Source organism: Paenibacillus sp. JJ1722 (genome assembly GCF_048282685.1).
Taxonomy (GTDB): Bacteria; Bacillota; Bacilli; order Paenibacillales; family Paenibacillaceae; genus Paenibacillus; species Paenibacillus polymyxa_B.
This window is the reverse complement of the sequence record NZ_CP182500.1, coordinates 2,222,159-2,235,955: the sequence shown is the minus strand read 5'-3', so window position 1 is coordinate 2,235,955 and position 13,797 is coordinate 2,222,159. Positions and strand designations below refer to the sequence as shown.

Here is a 13,797-nt window from a genome sequence, read left to right as displayed (position 1 = left end):
TGAAGAAACACGATTTAATGTGTCGTACACAAATTCAAAATACCACGTGCTTCCAGCACACTTACCAGTGTCGAGCCCATTTCGGAAGGAGTCGGTGCCACCTTGATCCCACAGGCTTCAAGCGTGGCAATTTTCTCTTTGGCCGTTCCTTTTCCACCAGAAATAATGGCACCTGCATGCCCCATCCGTTTGCCTGGAGGCGCAGTCACACCGCCGATAAAACCAACCACTGGCTTCGTCATATTATCCCTGATCCACTCGGCAGCCTCTTCCTCGGCTGTACCACCAATTTCTCCGATCATAATGACAGCATGAGTGTTGGGGTCCTCATTGAAGCGTTGCAAAATATCAATGAATTCTGAACCTTTAACGGGGTCACCGCCAATACCAACCGCAGAAGATTGTCCTATACCTCGGGTCGTTAACTGATGCACTGCTTCATAGGTCAAAGTACCACTACGTGACACAACGCCTACATGACCTGGTAGATGAATGTAACCTGGCATAATACCGATTTTACATTCTCCTGGCGTAATAACGCCCGGGCAGTTAGGGCCAATCAGAACGGTCTTTTTACCTTCCATAAAACGTTTGACCCTGATCATATCAAGCACCGGAATGCCCTCCGTGATACAAATCACGAGATCTAATTCCGAATCTACAGCCTCCAAAATGGAATCTGCGGCAAAAGCTGGTGGCACGTAAATCACGCTCGCTGTAGCGCCAGTAGCTTCCTTGGCTTCGCTCACTGTATTAAACACCGGCAATTTGACCTGTTGTCCGTTCTCCAGTGTAATTTCTACCTCGGTGCCTCCCTTACCTGGAGAGGTGCCACCTACCATTTGTGTACCGTAATCAAGTGCACCCTTGGCATGAAACAACGCCGTTTTTCCCGTAATCCCCTGTGTAATCACCTTTGTATGCTTATCGACCAAAATACTCACGATCTTCACATCCCCTATCGTTTATTCGGCATATCGGAATGCAAACAGGCTATTGAACAAGTTCGACGATTTTTTGGGCGCCATCCGCCATGGAATCGGCTGCCACGATATTCAAACCGGATTCCGCTAAAATCTGTTTGCCGAGCTCAACATTCGTACCTTCAAGACGGACAACAAGCGGACGAGTCAGCCCCAACTGTTTGGCAGCCTCCACGACGCCGTTCGCAATGATGTCACACTGCATAATTCCGCCGAAAATGTTCACGAAAATACCTTCTACCTTTGGATCGGACAAAATGATTTTGAACGCTTCGGTTACCTTTTCCGTCGTCGCACCGCCCCCTACGTCTAGGAAGTTGGCCGGATCGCCACCGTAATATTTAATAATATCCATGGTTGCCATCGCCAAACCCGCACCATTGACCATACAGCCAATATTTCCGTCCAGAGCGATATAACTTAGATCGTATTTAGATGCCTCAATTTCCTTCTCATCCTCTTCATCCAAATCACGCAATTCCAAAATATCCTTATGACGGAACAACGCATTAGAATCAAAATTCAGTTTGGCATCCAACGCCAGTACATTCCCATCACCCGTAACGACTAAGGGATTGATTTCTGCAATCGAACAGTCCTTGTCCACAAAAGCTTCGTATAGCGCCAGCATAAACTTGACCGCTTTGTTTACCAGTTCATTAGGAATATTAATGTCATACGCCAACTTACGTGCCTGATACACCTGAAGCCCAATCGCTGGATCAACAACCGCTTTAAAAATCTTCTCCGGAGTGGCTGCAGCCACCTCTTCGATTTCCGTACCGCCTTCTTCTGAGGCCATCATTACGATACGTCCAGTCGCACGATCTACGACAACGCCGACGTAATATTCTTTACGAATATCGCAGCCTTCCTCAACCAAAAGGCGTTTGACCTCTTTACCTTCAGGTCCGGTCTGATGCGTCACCAGCACCTTACCCAAAATTTCAGAAGCAAAAGTCCGCACCTCATCCAAACCTTTGGCAACTTTCACGCCACCCGCTTTACCGCGACCACCAGCATGAATTTGTGCTTTTACCACCGTAACAGCGCTTCCAAGCGATTCTGCCGCAGCAACGGCTTCCTCCACCGTATAGGCAACCTTACCGTTCGGTACAGCCACTCCGTACTGCTTTAATACTTCTTTACCCTGATATTCATGGATATTCATTCTGGAATCCTCCTATCAACATGACTGCAACAAGGGCGGTTCACAAGGAAATCTATACTAAACCTACATCATTGTAACATGTTTTTAAAACGCTTTCCTTATAATTTAACCTCATGAATTACAGTATTTTGATATCATTATCATTCCCAAAATCGAATGCTTGGATATTATTGGATATTACCATTAATACAAATTCACACAAAAAAAAAGCACCTCTACAACATGGGATTACCTAATCCGCATTAAGAGGCACTTTATTTCTTCAAGCATTATTACTTTCAGCTGAGAACAACTCATGCCATAAGATTCGCAAGAGCAACTGAAAATACCTTATGATTTTTCAATTTGTACATTCGCTTGATGAACACGGTCAAGCAGATCATTGAACTGGAGCAGAAGCGACCCAAATTGATCATGAGTCATACTTGTTTTTTCCTGGATGCATCCTGGTACAGATAGAGCTTTTTCCCGCAATGCGCTTCCCTCTGTCGTCAAAGAAATCAGCACCTTACGCTCATCCTGAGTGGAACGCTTTCGATCGATCAGCCCGGCGTTCTGCAATCTCTTCAATAGCGGAGTTAGTGTGCCGGAGTCCAAATATAGTGCCTCACCCAATTCCTTCACTGTACACTCTTCACGCTCCCAGAGCACGATAAGTACCAAATATTGCGAGTACGTCACACCGAGCTTTTCCAGATAAGGCTGGTATAACTTCGTAATCTCTCTGGAGCATGCATATATGGCAAAGCATAACTGATTATCAAGTTTTAACGCTGTACCTTCATTAGGGTTGTTTTCCATGCTGTCTGATCACCTACTTTCGTCATTATTTTAGCACATTATATAATAAAATACATGCTAATTGCACAAAATACTTTACAAACGATAATTATTTTGATAAATTAAATTGTGTAAAATATAAATTGAGCGAGAGGCAGTGATTGGATTATGATGACCATTCAACAAAAAATGTATGAAACAACAGTAAAAGCGGTTGGTGGACGTAACGGTTATATCGAGTCTTCTTCCCCTGAACTTCGTTTAGATATTGATACCCCAAAAGAAATGGGCGGCGCAGGCGGTGCAGGTACGAATCCAGAGCAATTGTTCGCAGCAGGCTATTCCGCTTGCTTTGATAGTGCTTTAAATATGGTTGCTCGCATGCAACGTGTTAAGCATGAAGGTACTGAAGTAACAGCTACGGTCCATTTCGGCAAAGTGGAAGACGGCGGCTTCGGAATTGGAGTAAACCTCGATGTATTGGTAAAAGGCGTCGATCATGAAACTGCATTAAAACTGGTGGAAGGCGCACACGAACAATGTCCATACTCCCGCGCTACCCGCGGTAATATTGAAGTGAAACTGAACGTTTTGTAACTTAGATTTTATTTAGTACATGTAGGGGGACGTCTTCATCTCTCTTCATGGATTCAATAGTTTCGTTAGAATGAATTTCACAACAAACCCCTCAACCGTTTTTGTCGAGGGGCTTGTTATCCTTTCAGCTATCCCTTCGTTAAAGACTGTTTGTTTTTTTCCATCAAGTAACATGGGAGATGCTGCATAAACGTATATACGGAACTGATATATTCATAGTATAATCACTAATGTCATAATCTTATTTTTCTTCTCCAGATCTTTATTGTCTGGAGCTTTTTTTGTCCTTTTTTTCCATTTTCTATTGTACATACCCTTTGGAAAAACTCTTTCATAAAAATGATTGTGTTATAACTACTAAGTTTTATCGCCTTTTTAACTTTCAGGAAAACTGGCATTTGCTCTATCCATGTGGCGGTATTGAATAGCTTCAGCCACATGTGAAGTCAAAATTTTCTCTGAGTCATGTAAGTCTGCAATGGTACGCGAAAGCTTGAGAATTCGATCATACGCACGCATGCTTAAACCGAGTGCGTCCATTGTCTGATCAAGCAAGTCCGCTGCATTTTTTTCTAATACGGCATATTTACGAAGCATCTGACCGGACAGCTCACTATTCCATGAAAAGGGAAGCTTGCTATATCTGTGGATTTGTATCGCTTGAGCAGCCAGCACCTGCCTTCGCATTTCAGCGGATGACAATGATTCTTTTTCCTCCCGCCAATCCTTCGGCTGCGATACTTCAAGCTGAAGATCAATCCGATCCAGCAGTGGACCGGAAATACGTGAACGGTAGCGAGCTACTGCTGCAGGTGAACAGGTACAGCGCTGATGTTCCGTATCATTTCCGAAAAAGCCACAGTGACACGGATTTAAAGAGGCAGCAAGTAAAAAATGCGCCGGATACTTAAAAACAGCACGTGAACGACTGATCGTAACATTGTGGTCTTCCAAAGGTTGACGCAGCACTTCTAGTACATGACGGCTAAACTCAGGCAACTCATCCAGAAATAAAATCCCCCGGTGTGCAAGACTGATTTCTCCTGGTTTGGGTATACCTCCCCCACCCACCAAACCAGCAGCAGAGATCGTATGATGAGGCGACCGGAAGGGACGAATATTCATCAGATGGGGCGATGACTCCTTCCACTTCCCGGCGGCGCTGTATACTTTCGTGACTTCAAGCGCCTCTCTTTCAGTCAAAGGCGGAAGGATAGATGGCAACCTGCGGATGAGCATTGTTTTTCCAGCCCCCGGCGGTCCCATGAGCAGGATATTATGCATTCCGGCTGCAGCGATGACTAACGCACGCTTGGCGTGCAGCTGACCCAGCACATCGCTGTAATCCTCCATGTTGCTAGTTATCTCTTCTTTCTCACACAACGGTATTTGCTCTGCCTGAGGTAAATGGTCATAGGAACAGATCAAGACTTGTTTACTGGCAGTACAACTCTGATTTGTCGCTTGCCTATCAACAGTCCCTTGTGCACAATTTTCAATCGGGATAAGATCTGCTAGATGACGTATAGCGTAAATACGTATACCCGTAATCAGACGAGCCTCGCTTGCGTTTTCCTGGGGAAGCAGCACGGAGTTGAATCCTTCTCGCTTGGCCAGATCAACCATGGACAGCACCCCATTTACAGGGCGAATACTGCCATCCAGCGCCAGCTCGCCAATAAACAGCGTCCGTTCTCCCACGGGTAAAACGACCTGTTCACTGGTTGTCAGCAACCCTAAAGCGATAGCAAGGTCAAAAGATGAACCTTCCTTACGCAAATCAGCAGGAGCTAAATTAATCGTGACACGCTGGGACGGATATTTAAAGCCACAGTTTTTAATTGCTGCTCTGACACGCTCCACTGCCTCTCGAATCGCCGAATCCGGCAATCCTATAATCGCTGTCTGAGGCAAGCCATTGGACAAATCAGTCTCAACTTCAATCAGAACGCCATCTATTCCATACAGACAAGCTCCGTGTAATTTTCCATACATATCAAAAAGCACCTCTCCTCATATTGGAATGCTCCCTCTCGGGAATCATTGCATATATGAAAAAAGGTGCTTCCAAATTTTCATTCTTTGCAAATGTGATGTTCGAAATTTTAGCTCCGAACTATGCTTTCAAAATTCTTGACTAAGTTTATCTGACGACAGATTATTTGTCAAACAAGGTCAGCTTATCAGCTGCGGGAGTACGTGGTCTTGATTCCGGGATAACGTCAGGATAGCCTGCATATATCATTCCTATTACCTTCTCACCTGGTTGAATTCCCAAGTGCTCACGGAACTTAGGCGAATACAAAAATGGCTTTGTCACCCAAAACGTTCCGATTCCTTTGCTCCATGCGGCAAGCATAAAGTTTTGTACAAGCGCGCTGACCGCTGCAAAATCCTCATCCCAAACCGCTTGACGCGGGTCTTCTTCCAGCACTACTAAAAGCTGGATCGGGTTGTGCAAAATGCCGCTCTCAAACTTGTTGTCCTTACCGATATCGGCTGCAATTGCTTTTGCAAGCTTTTTCCGTCCTTCACCAGCAAACAACAGAAAACGCCACGGTTCACGCATTTTATGATTAGGAGCCCACACAGCGACGTCCAGCAGTTCTTTGATCGTATCTACCGGAATGGAGTCGGATTTAAATCGTTTAATCGTCCGGCGTTCCTGAATTACATCTATGACATGTTCACTAAAGGTATGCTTTGTCACGTAAATCCTCCTTCACAGGTACAACTGCTCGATATTCATTTCCAGATGAAAATGATAACTATTCTCAATAAAATATACCTGTAGCTTTCCTTCCTGTCAACCTGCACATATGAATTCAGTCACGCACTCTTACCTTCGAAAAAGCTCTTACTCTTTTAAAATGCGCCTATTAAATGGTTTGTAACAACTGCCTTTTCGTCAATTAATTGTACAGAAATCATGTCAAAGCGGATTGGAGCATCTCCAATCCCGTTCATATGCAAATATACAGCGGCTGTTTGGCGAACTTGGGCTATTTTACGCGCAGTAACTGATTCTGCTGGCGTTCCATATTTGGAGCTACTTCGACTACGTACCTCAATAAACACGAGTGTATGCTCCTGCTTGGCAATCAGATCTATTTCACCACTGCGGCACCGCCAATTACGCTCTATGATTCGGTAACCCAAGTTTTCTAAAAACAAAGCCGCTGCCTCTTCGCCCATCGCTCCTTTGGCTTTCCGTTGATCCTTGCTTCCAGCCTTCATCTCATTACGCATCACCAGTCATCCCTTGATGCAAGCCGATCCATTTGATATATATAAGTAAGCACCTCTGCCACCAACTGATAGAGCTCAGCAGGGATTTGTTCGTCCAAATCAAGTTTGGACAGTACTTCTACCAGCGCAGCATCCTCCTGTACTGGAACACCATGTTCTTTAGCTTTTTCTAAAATGCTATCCGCAATACGGCCGCTCCCTTTGGCAACGACAATCGGTGCTTCGCTCTCGCCAGGCGTATATTTAAGGGCGACCGCCTTCTTTATGGAAGGAGAAGGAGGTTCCAACGGCTCTTTCATATTTTAAGATCGACTCCTTTATACGGCTGAGGCACATAGCTTTGTACTTCAGAAGAGGCGAGGCTGTTCTGTTCAGTCCTTATGGGCATGGGCTCGGTACGAAGCGATAGAAGCTGGTATCCTAGTGACTCCAACGCTGTGTGAATGGACTCACGCCCACTGGTTAACAACGAAGCCGCCCATTCATGATCATTATGGAGCTTGACACTTACAATCCGATCTACAACCTGGACATCTACCAGGGTCGGCCCAAGTCCCTTCATGTCCAAATCAAACCAAAGACGACAGTTGGAGGCGTCCAGCTCTCCCCGTTTGCCGCGGCGGGACTGAATCTGGATCGTAGCTGTTTCACGACCGTCCGGTCCAACGAACGGTATAAACATGTGTACTTGTGCAAAAGGCGCCGTTCGGTCTGTATTGAGCAGCAACTGCTGACCTGTCAGGTGCTGTACAACCTGCTGAGCCGCCTCTTTCAAAGCGGGCGGCAGGTCGTCACTGCTCATCAGCTGGAGCAGTGCCCCTTTTACGGTGTCTGCGTCTGCTGACACCGTGTCGCCTGACGCAGCCGCTAATCCCGGCAACGTCTGGGGCATTCCCTCTGGCGGCTCCATACGTGCCGCCGCCCCTTGCGCGACCTGTGTAGTCGCGCGGTGCACTTGCTGCTCGTGCTCTGCACCGAGCAGCTTCAGTACGCGGCCCACCCACGGGTCTTCCGTGGGGGTGAGCTGCGGGCTGGACGCCACAGGCTGCGATGCAGCGGCGTCTGCGGCCCGCGAGGCGCCAGCCGCCCGCTGCGCCACTTCCGTTGCGGGCTGCTCTGGCACGGCCGTGCTCAGCGCGGGTGGCACCGCCGCGCGTAGCTCTTGCAGCAACGTGCGCAGCCGCTGGAGCGGCACCTCTGGCGCAGCAGTGTTGCCTGCTGTGGATTGCGGCACAGGGGCACCAGCCTGCTGTGCGGAGAGACGGTCAGCCGTGGCTGCGGTTAAGGCGGGCTTGGCCCCCGCAGGCTCTGCCGTGGCAGCCGCTGGAGCGCCATCCGTATCCTTAAGCTGTGTGCTTGCCGCAGTAGCTTGCTGTGACTGTGACTGCTCCACTCTGGTGCGGGGACCATTTAATGCATCAGCACTCGATTCTGGCGCATTTACGCCAGCTTCCGATGCCACTGTCGCTCCGCGTCCATTGGCTGCCTCCGATTCTCCTGGAGCAGTCCCTTTGGCTGCAGATGTAGCCCCCGTCGCAGTATCTGAATCTGTTGCCAAAGCACTCGCTGCTGCAGCAAGGTTGGCTGCTTGAGTCCCTTTTAAAAATTCCTTGCCGCCTGTGGTTTGTCCAGCTTCTGTCTGCTTTGCAGCGGCAGAAGCATCCTTGGACAATAGAGGTGCTTGGCCTTCCTGTCCATCTACCACCACAGAAGAAGCACCTGTTGGACTAGTAGACATTCGGTCAGCGTTCTTTATAGCTGTCGATTCCCCCACTGAACGATCAGTGGATATTCCCTGTGCTTGCTGTTTTAATACCGTTTCAAGCTCTTGCTCCAGCGAAGACAACAGATCATTTAAAGGAGGCCCAAACATCGCTTGACGCAATCCGTTTATGCTTTCTGCCGTCAATGGAAGTCCCCGTTGAAAGGCAACTGCCGCCGCCTGCACAAACGTTCCCAATTGTACATTGCCGCTTTGCTTCGCCATAGCTTCTCGCAAAGAAGACGCATTTTCCGACGTCAACGGCACACCATTCTTTTGCATTGCCTGTATAAGCTCCCTGTTCTGAGCTGTATCCGGCAGTCCCACCGATTCCAATACATCTGTCAGCGCTACGGTTTGCTGTGGTGTATTGGCCACATCGTTCAGAGGCTTAAGCACCGTCATTCCGCTGGGGGAAGCCGGTTGAACCTGAAACGTTGTAGTCTGTCCAGGTTGAAGAGGGGTCTCCAGCTTTGCCCTGACCTGAGAACCTTGTATTTGCAACACAGCCTCACCGCCGTCCTCAGACACCTTTAGCACGACTCCTCGTACGACCTGGCCTGGCTGCATATCAAGTTTTTTAGCCTCTCCAGCCTTCACATCTCCAAGTAATCCACGAAATACAGATCCGATGTTCATATCGCCCCTCCTCTCACTCTCCCCCATTCAAAGGGGCTTATGGTATTAGTTATACTTTATATCGGCATTGTCCCGATTCATAATAAGTAACTACAGATCAAACAGTGTCGGTTGCTCCGTCAACAAATTGCCCAGAAAGCTGCGTCTATGCATCTTTGTAGGTCCTAGCGCCAAAATTTGTTCCCTGTGCAACTTGGTAGCGTAACCTTTATGTATACCGATCCCATATTCCGGATACTTCGCATCCCATTCACCTTTACACAGCCGATCACGGGTTACCTTGGCGATGATAGAGGCTGCCGCAATGGACTGACTGTTCGCATCTCCTTTAATAATAGAGAGCTGAGGAATAGGCACATCTACCTTTTCTGCATCCACCAGTAAATAATCAGGAGATACATGTAAAGCCTCAATAGCCTGCTTCATAGCCAAACGAGCTGCCTGCTTAATATTGATATCATCAATCGTGTGCGCGTCTACATAGCCAACTCCTACAGCAATAGCCTTCTCCATAATCAGCTCGTAGTATGCTTCTCTCTTCTTGTCCGTCAATTTTTTGGAATCATCCACACCTTCCAGTAACTCACCCACTGGTAAAATGACTGCTGCGGCCACAACATCACCAAACAGGCATCCACGACCTACCTCGTCAATACCTGCAATCCGCTCACAAGACTGCTCCCAGCATTTTTTTTCATAATGTAGCATGTCCTTCACTACAATCTCTTTATTTTCCATATTCAATACCTGCCCATCTATATGTAGTTTAACGCGTCATTCATGCCGTAGCTCTAGCGATTGAATTCAGCTTACCACAGACCTTCACCGTCCAAAACCCTTTTCTAACTGCCTTCAAATACCAAAAAAAAACCTTCCTCCTCTCCGGAGAGATGGGGAAGGTTCTTCCTTGCCACAAAATGCTATGTTCTGCATCGGTGTACCAGTAAAATCAGTAAGGAGCTTCCAAACTGAATCGTCCCAGCTTCCCTGCACGCAGCTCACGCAAAATGATTTTTGACGCCTTTTCGAGATCTACACGTCCGCCGCTAACAATACAGCCACGTTTACGTCCGATCGCTTCCATAACGTTGACAATTTCATCAGGATTTTCTGTATCTTCAGGACGTTCGGTGAGCTCAAAGCGCTCTGCCAGTGCATCCCAATAGTACTGAACCAAATATTTAGTCGCAAAAAAGGCAATATCCTCGACATTCAGAATTTCTTCCTTGATCGCACCTGTAACTGCCAGACGATAGCCTACATTCTGATCCTCAAATTTAGGCCATAGAATACCTGGTGTATCCAGCAATTCAATTTCTCCGATCTTGATCCACTGCTGTGCCTTCGTTACCCCTGGACGGTCACCCGTAGCTGCAATATTACGTCCCGCCATTCGGTTGATCAGTGTCGATTTGCCGACATTCGGAATACCAACAATCAACCCACGCATAGGACGCGGGTTCATTCCCTTCCTAATCTGCCGATCTATCTTTTCCTTAAGCAGCAGCTTAGCCTGAATCGGAATTTCTTTTAGTCCCGTCCCAGTTGTGGCATCCACAGGAAGGGCCACATGCCCCTGCTCCTTAAAATAGGCAATCCATTGCTGTGATACTACCGGGTCCGCCAAATCTGCTTTATTCAAAATAATCATCCGCGGCTTGCCTTGCAAAATATCATCAATCATTGGATTTCGGCTGGAGAGCGGCAATCGAGCATCAATCAGCTCAATGACCAAATCAATTAACTTTAATTTTGCTTCAATTTGGCGGCGCGCTCTGGTCATATGACCAGGAAACCATTGAATCGTCACCGTCATCACCCCATTGATCGTAACTCCTACTTTTACCCTTAGGCTCTTAGTTAGGATTACGGCAGCTATGCTGCTTATTAGTTATTCTAGTGGTTAATCCACTGCATATCTTTTGCCGGCCAGAAAATAACGTCAGCCCGACCTACGACTTCCTTCAAATCAATATATCCAATCATCCGACTGTCTGTACTATTGGAACGGTTATCTCCCATTACAAAAATATGCCCTGCCGGAACTTTTCCATCCTTAAACTTCTCATTTGGAAAATTTGTAAACTTGTTGTAAAGCTCGCCATTCTGATGGGCTTCTTCTAAAGGAGCTTTCAAATAAGCTTCCTGAATCGGCTTACCATTTACTGTAATCGTGTCACCTTCTACCTTGACCGTATCTCCTTCAACGGCAATGACGCGTTTGATAAAGTCTCTTCCTTCCTCCGGCACATGAAACACGATCACTTCGCCTGGTTTAGGGGCACGGAAATCATACAAAATCTCATTTACAATGACGCGTTCTCCGGTATGAAAGTTAGGCTGCATCGACGGGCCATCCACAATAAACGGCTTAAAGAGAAGCCAGCGGATTAAAAAGACAAGCACTAACGCAATAATGATGGCCTTGAGCCACTCAAAAATCTCATTTTTTGGTTTACGCTTGGGCGTACCATCCTGATCAGTTGGCTGCTGTACAGCTCCTTGTCCTACTTCTTGCTCCATAGCTCACTGTCCTCTCTTTACGGTCAATAATCCACAGTTCCCTATGTACGTAGAAAAAACGAAAGGAGCTTGCAACCAAGCCCCTTTCGTTATTCGTTGTATTAACGACGAATTTCTTTAATTCTCGCTGCTTTACCGCGCAGTTCACGAAGATAATAAAGCTTCGCACGACGCACTTTACCACGGCGAGCCACGTCGATTTTATCGATTTTCGGGGAATGAAGCGGGAAAGTTCTTTCCACACCTACACCGTAAGAAATTTTACGAACTGTAAAAGTCTCACTGATTCCACCACCACGGCGTTTAATTACAACACCTTCAAACAACTGGATACGCTCACGAGTTCCCTCAATAACTTTCACGTGCACTTTCAAAGTGTCACCAGGACGAAAGTTAGGCAAATCTTTACGCAGTTGTTCTTCAGTGATCGCTTGGACGATATTCATCTATGACTCCCTCCTTCCGTACAGGTGTTCATGCTTCTTCTGGAAACACAACTGTTTCCTTCATCATCCACAGAGGACCACCGTATTACACACAACAGATGTATTGTATCATGGAGGATACCGCATTGCAACAACAAAAAGGGATTTGACCAAACATTATTTAATTGACTCCATTATAAAACAGGTCACTGCCTGCTTTCAAATCCACTCATGTCTAAGGCGCTTTATTGCTTATCCCCCAAACAGTCAGATTTGCGCTGCTCCTCAATCCACATGCGCTCCTTGCCTGTCAGTTCAGCCTGTTCCAACAAGTCTGGTCGGCGTTCCATCGTGCGACGTAACGCCTCTTGGCGTCTCCAAGAATCAATATTGACGTGATGCCCTGACAGGAGTACATCGGGTACTTTCCAGCCCCGAAACTCCGCAGGCCGGGTATAATGGGGGTACTCCAGCAGCCCCGTACTAAACGAGTCCGTTACCGCACTCGTTTCGTTCCCCAGCACTCCTGGTAGCAACCGTGTCACACTGTCAATGACGGTCATGGCTGGAAGCTCACCACCAGTCAATACATAATCTCCGATAGAAAGCTCATCCGTCACCAAATACTCTCGAATACGCTCATCATAACCCTCATAATGCCCACATATAAAAATAAGATGGTCCTCTTTGGCCAGCTCTTCCGCTTTCTTTTGCGTAAAAGTCTCGCCTTGTGGACACATCAAAATGATACGCGGAGATTTTATGTCTGTGTTACGTTCTACCCCTTCATGTTGGATAACTTCATCGGCTGTCTCTAATGTTGGTTGCTCTGATTTATCCAACAGCGCTTCCACAGCAGCAAAAATAGGGTCAGGCTTCAAAACCATGCCGCCCCCACCGCCATAGGGCGTATCATCCACTTGTCCATGCTTGTTGCCAGCATACTGACGAAAATTAACCGCTTGCAGTGATACAATTCCCTTATCCCTTGCTTTTCCCAGAATGCTTGCATTAAATACTCCATCAAACATCTCTGGAAACAGGGTCAGCACATCCACCCTCATTACAGCAGACCTTCCATTAACCGTACCGTAACCCGTTTTTCACGCACGTTTACATCCAAAATAACATCCTCTATATACGGCAATAGCAGTTCCTTGCCTTTAGGCATTTTGACTACCCATACATCATTGGCTCCCGGAGTCAAAATTTCTTTGACCACGCCGAGCTCATTTCCGTCTTCGGTCACCACTTCCATGCCGACTACTTCATGAAAATAGAATTCGTTTTCTTCCAATTCGCCTAACCGCTCAGCAGATACCTTCAACAATGTACCTTTATATTTTTCAACTTCATTAATATTGTGATATTCCTTAAATTTAGCGACAACCATATTTTTTTGAAAACGCGCTGTTTCAACAGTTACGGGGATCGGTGCTTTACCTTCCGCCGGAACAATCAAAAGCTCACTACCTTTAGCAAAACGATCTTCTGGGAAATCTGTCGTCGTTAATATTTTAAGCTCCCCACGGATTCCATGGGTGTTCACAATTTTTCCGACATTAAACAATTGTTGCATCGTGTTCCTCCTGCTTGTAATCGGTCCCGCTCCATATCATCTTCATCATGTACGAAAAAGGGTTAGGACATACATCCTAACCCACTTTC

General features: G+C 46.8%; 15 protein-coding genes. 1 reads left to right on the top strand and 14 read right to left on the bottom strand.

What is annotated here, in order from left to right; all coding sequences use genetic code 11:
- Window positions 1-14 precede the first annotated feature (14 nt).
- The 3 genes from sucD to ACM1ND_RS10135 all read right to left on the bottom strand — a co-directional run bounded on the left by sucD (window position 15) and on the right by ACM1ND_RS10135 (window position 2,955).
- Window positions 15-944 carry a succinate--CoA ligase subunit alpha gene (gene sucD / locus ACM1ND_RS10145; protein ID WP_069080947.1) on the bottom strand — a complete coding sequence of 310 codons (930 nt, stop codon included), beginning with the start codon at window positions 942-944 and terminating at the stop codon, window positions 15-17.
- Window positions 945-993: 49 nt separating this feature from the next.
- The gene (sucC, locus tag ACM1ND_RS10140) at window positions 994-2,154 is read right to left on the bottom strand and encodes an ADP-forming succinate--CoA ligase subunit beta (protein ID WP_053325253.1); all 1,161 of its coding nucleotides are present in this window, start codon (window positions 2,152-2,154) and stop codon (window positions 994-996) included.
- A gap of 330 nt (window positions 2,155-2,484) precedes the next feature.
- Entirely contained in the window at window positions 2,485-2,955 is a 471-nt protein-coding gene (locus ACM1ND_RS10135) for a MarR family winged helix-turn-helix transcriptional regulator (RefSeq protein WP_023988180.1), read from the bottom strand.
- Between the two features lie 147 nt (window positions 2,956-3,102).
- Here ACM1ND_RS10135 and ACM1ND_RS10130 point away from each other — a divergent pair, with 147 nt between their 5' ends.
- The gene (locus ACM1ND_RS10130; protein ID WP_025723282.1) at window positions 3,103-3,531 is read left to right on the top strand and encodes an organic hydroperoxide resistance protein; all 429 of its coding nucleotides are present in this window, start codon (window positions 3,103-3,105) and stop codon (window positions 3,529-3,531) included.
- Window positions 3,532-3,906: 375 nt separating this feature from the next.
- On the opposite strand, the gene ACM1ND_RS10125 is transcribed toward ACM1ND_RS10130, so the two are convergent.
- The 11 genes from ACM1ND_RS10125 to rimM all read right to left on the bottom strand — a co-directional run bounded on the left by ACM1ND_RS10125 (window position 3,907) and on the right by rimM (window position 13,708).
- On the bottom strand, window positions 3,907-5,526 hold the full coding sequence (locus ACM1ND_RS10125) for a YifB family Mg chelatase-like AAA ATPase (RefSeq protein WP_076156882.1): 1,620 nt from the start codon (window positions 5,524-5,526) through the stop codon (window positions 3,907-3,909).
- A 163-nt stretch (window positions 5,527-5,689) separates the two neighbouring features.
- Window positions 5,690-6,241, bottom strand: coding sequence for a nitroreductase family protein (locus ACM1ND_RS10120; RefSeq protein ID WP_025723284.1), 552 nt, complete (start codon window positions 6,239-6,241; stop codon window positions 5,690-5,692).
- Window positions 6,242-6,396: 155 nt separating this feature from the next.
- Window positions 6,397-6,780: a YraN family protein gene (locus ACM1ND_RS10115; protein WP_341062842.1), complete on the bottom strand. Its 384-nt coding sequence runs from the start codon at window positions 6,778-6,780 to the stop codon at window positions 6,397-6,399.
- A complete protein-coding gene (locus tag ACM1ND_RS10110; protein ID WP_023988176.1) occupies window positions 6,780-7,079 on the bottom strand; it encodes an EscU/YscU/HrcU family type III secretion system export apparatus switch protein in 300 nt (99 codons plus the stop codon). The genes ACM1ND_RS10115 and ACM1ND_RS10110 overlap by 1 nt, the downstream gene beginning before the upstream one ends.
- Window positions 7,076-9,181 (bottom strand): DNA ligase, encoded by a 2,106-nt coding sequence (locus ACM1ND_RS10105; protein ID WP_418027631.1) that lies wholly within the window; start codon window positions 9,179-9,181, stop codon window positions 7,076-7,078. Before ACM1ND_RS10105 ends, ACM1ND_RS10110 begins: the two co-directional genes overlap by 4 nt.
- Before the next feature lie 90 nt (window positions 9,182-9,271).
- A complete protein-coding gene (locus tag ACM1ND_RS10100) occupies window positions 9,272-9,919 on the bottom strand; it encodes a ribonuclease HII (RefSeq protein WP_209941739.1) in 648 nt (215 codons plus the stop codon).
- Window positions 9,920-10,130: 211 nt separating this feature from the next.
- Window positions 10,131-10,991: a ribosome biogenesis GTPase YlqF gene (ylqF, locus tag ACM1ND_RS10095; RefSeq protein WP_023988173.1), complete on the bottom strand. Its 861-nt coding sequence runs from the start codon at window positions 10,989-10,991 to the stop codon at window positions 10,131-10,133.
- 86 nt (window positions 10,992-11,077) lie between these two features.
- Complete coding sequence (lepB, locus tag ACM1ND_RS10090; protein WP_013309866.1) at window positions 11,078-11,704, bottom strand: signal peptidase I; 627 nt, start codon at window positions 11,702-11,704, stop codon at window positions 11,078-11,080.
- A 101-nt stretch (window positions 11,705-11,805) separates the two neighbouring features.
- On the bottom strand, window positions 11,806-12,150 hold the full coding sequence (gene rplS, locus ACM1ND_RS10085; protein ID WP_010346403.1) for a 50S ribosomal protein L19: 345 nt from the start codon (window positions 12,148-12,150) through the stop codon (window positions 11,806-11,808).
- Window positions 12,151-12,374: 224 nt separating this feature from the next.
- A complete protein-coding gene (gene trmD / locus ACM1ND_RS10080) occupies window positions 12,375-13,193 on the bottom strand; it encodes a tRNA (guanosine(37)-N1)-methyltransferase TrmD (RefSeq protein WP_023988171.1) in 819 nt (272 codons plus the stop codon).
- Window positions 13,193-13,708: a ribosome maturation factor RimM gene (gene rimM, locus ACM1ND_RS10075; protein ID WP_013309864.1), complete on the bottom strand. Its 516-nt coding sequence runs from the start codon at window positions 13,706-13,708 to the stop codon at window positions 13,193-13,195. The genes trmD and rimM overlap by 1 nt, the downstream gene beginning before the upstream one ends.
- Window positions 13,709-13,797: the final 89 nt, after the last annotated feature.

What these genes read in the sequence shown, in the direction of transcription:
- sucC (WP_053325253.1), bottom strand. Translation starts at nt 2,154, where the DNA reads ATGAATATCCATGAATATCAGGGTAAAGAAGTATTAAAGCAGTACGGA.
- ACM1ND_RS10135 (WP_023988180.1), bottom strand. Translation starts at nt 2,955, where the DNA reads ATGGAAAACAACCCTAATGAAGGTACAGCGTTAAAACTTGATAATCAG.
- ACM1ND_RS10130 (WP_025723282.1), top strand. Translation starts at nt 3,103, where the DNA reads ATGATGACCATTCAACAAAAAATGTATGAAACAACAGTAAAAGCGGTT.
- ACM1ND_RS10125 (WP_076156882.1), bottom strand. Translation starts at nt 5,526, where the DNA reads ATGTATGGAAAATTACACGGAGCTTGTCTGTATGGAATAGATGGCGTT.
- ACM1ND_RS10115 (WP_341062842.1), bottom strand. Translation starts at nt 6,780, where the DNA reads ATGCGTAATGAGATGAAGGCTGGAAGCAAGGATCAACGGAAAGCCAAA.
- ACM1ND_RS10110 (WP_023988176.1), bottom strand. Translation starts at nt 7,079, where the DNA reads ATGAAAGAGCCGTTGGAACCTCCTTCTCCTTCCATAAAGAAGGCGGTC.
- ACM1ND_RS10105 (WP_418027631.1), bottom strand. Translation starts at nt 9,181, where the DNA reads ATGAACATCGGATCTGTATTTCGTGGATTACTTGGAGATGTGAAGGCT.
- ACM1ND_RS10100 (WP_209941739.1), bottom strand. Translation starts at nt 9,919, where the DNA reads ATGGAAAATAAAGAGATTGTAGTGAAGGACATGCTACATTATGAAAAA.
- lepB (WP_013309866.1), bottom strand. Translation starts at nt 11,704, where the DNA reads ATGGAGCAAGAAGTAGGACAAGGAGCTGTACAGCAGCCAACTGATCAG.
- rplS (WP_010346403.1), bottom strand. Translation starts at nt 12,150, where the DNA reads ATGAATATCGTCCAAGCGATCACTGAAGAACAACTGCGTAAAGATTTG.
- trmD (WP_023988171.1), bottom strand. Translation starts at nt 13,193, where the DNA reads ATGAGGGTGGATGTGCTGACCCTGTTTCCAGAGATGTTTGATGGAGTA.
- rimM (WP_013309864.1), bottom strand. Translation starts at nt 13,708, where the DNA reads ATGCAACAATTGTTTAATGTCGGAAAAATTGTGAACACCCATGGAATC.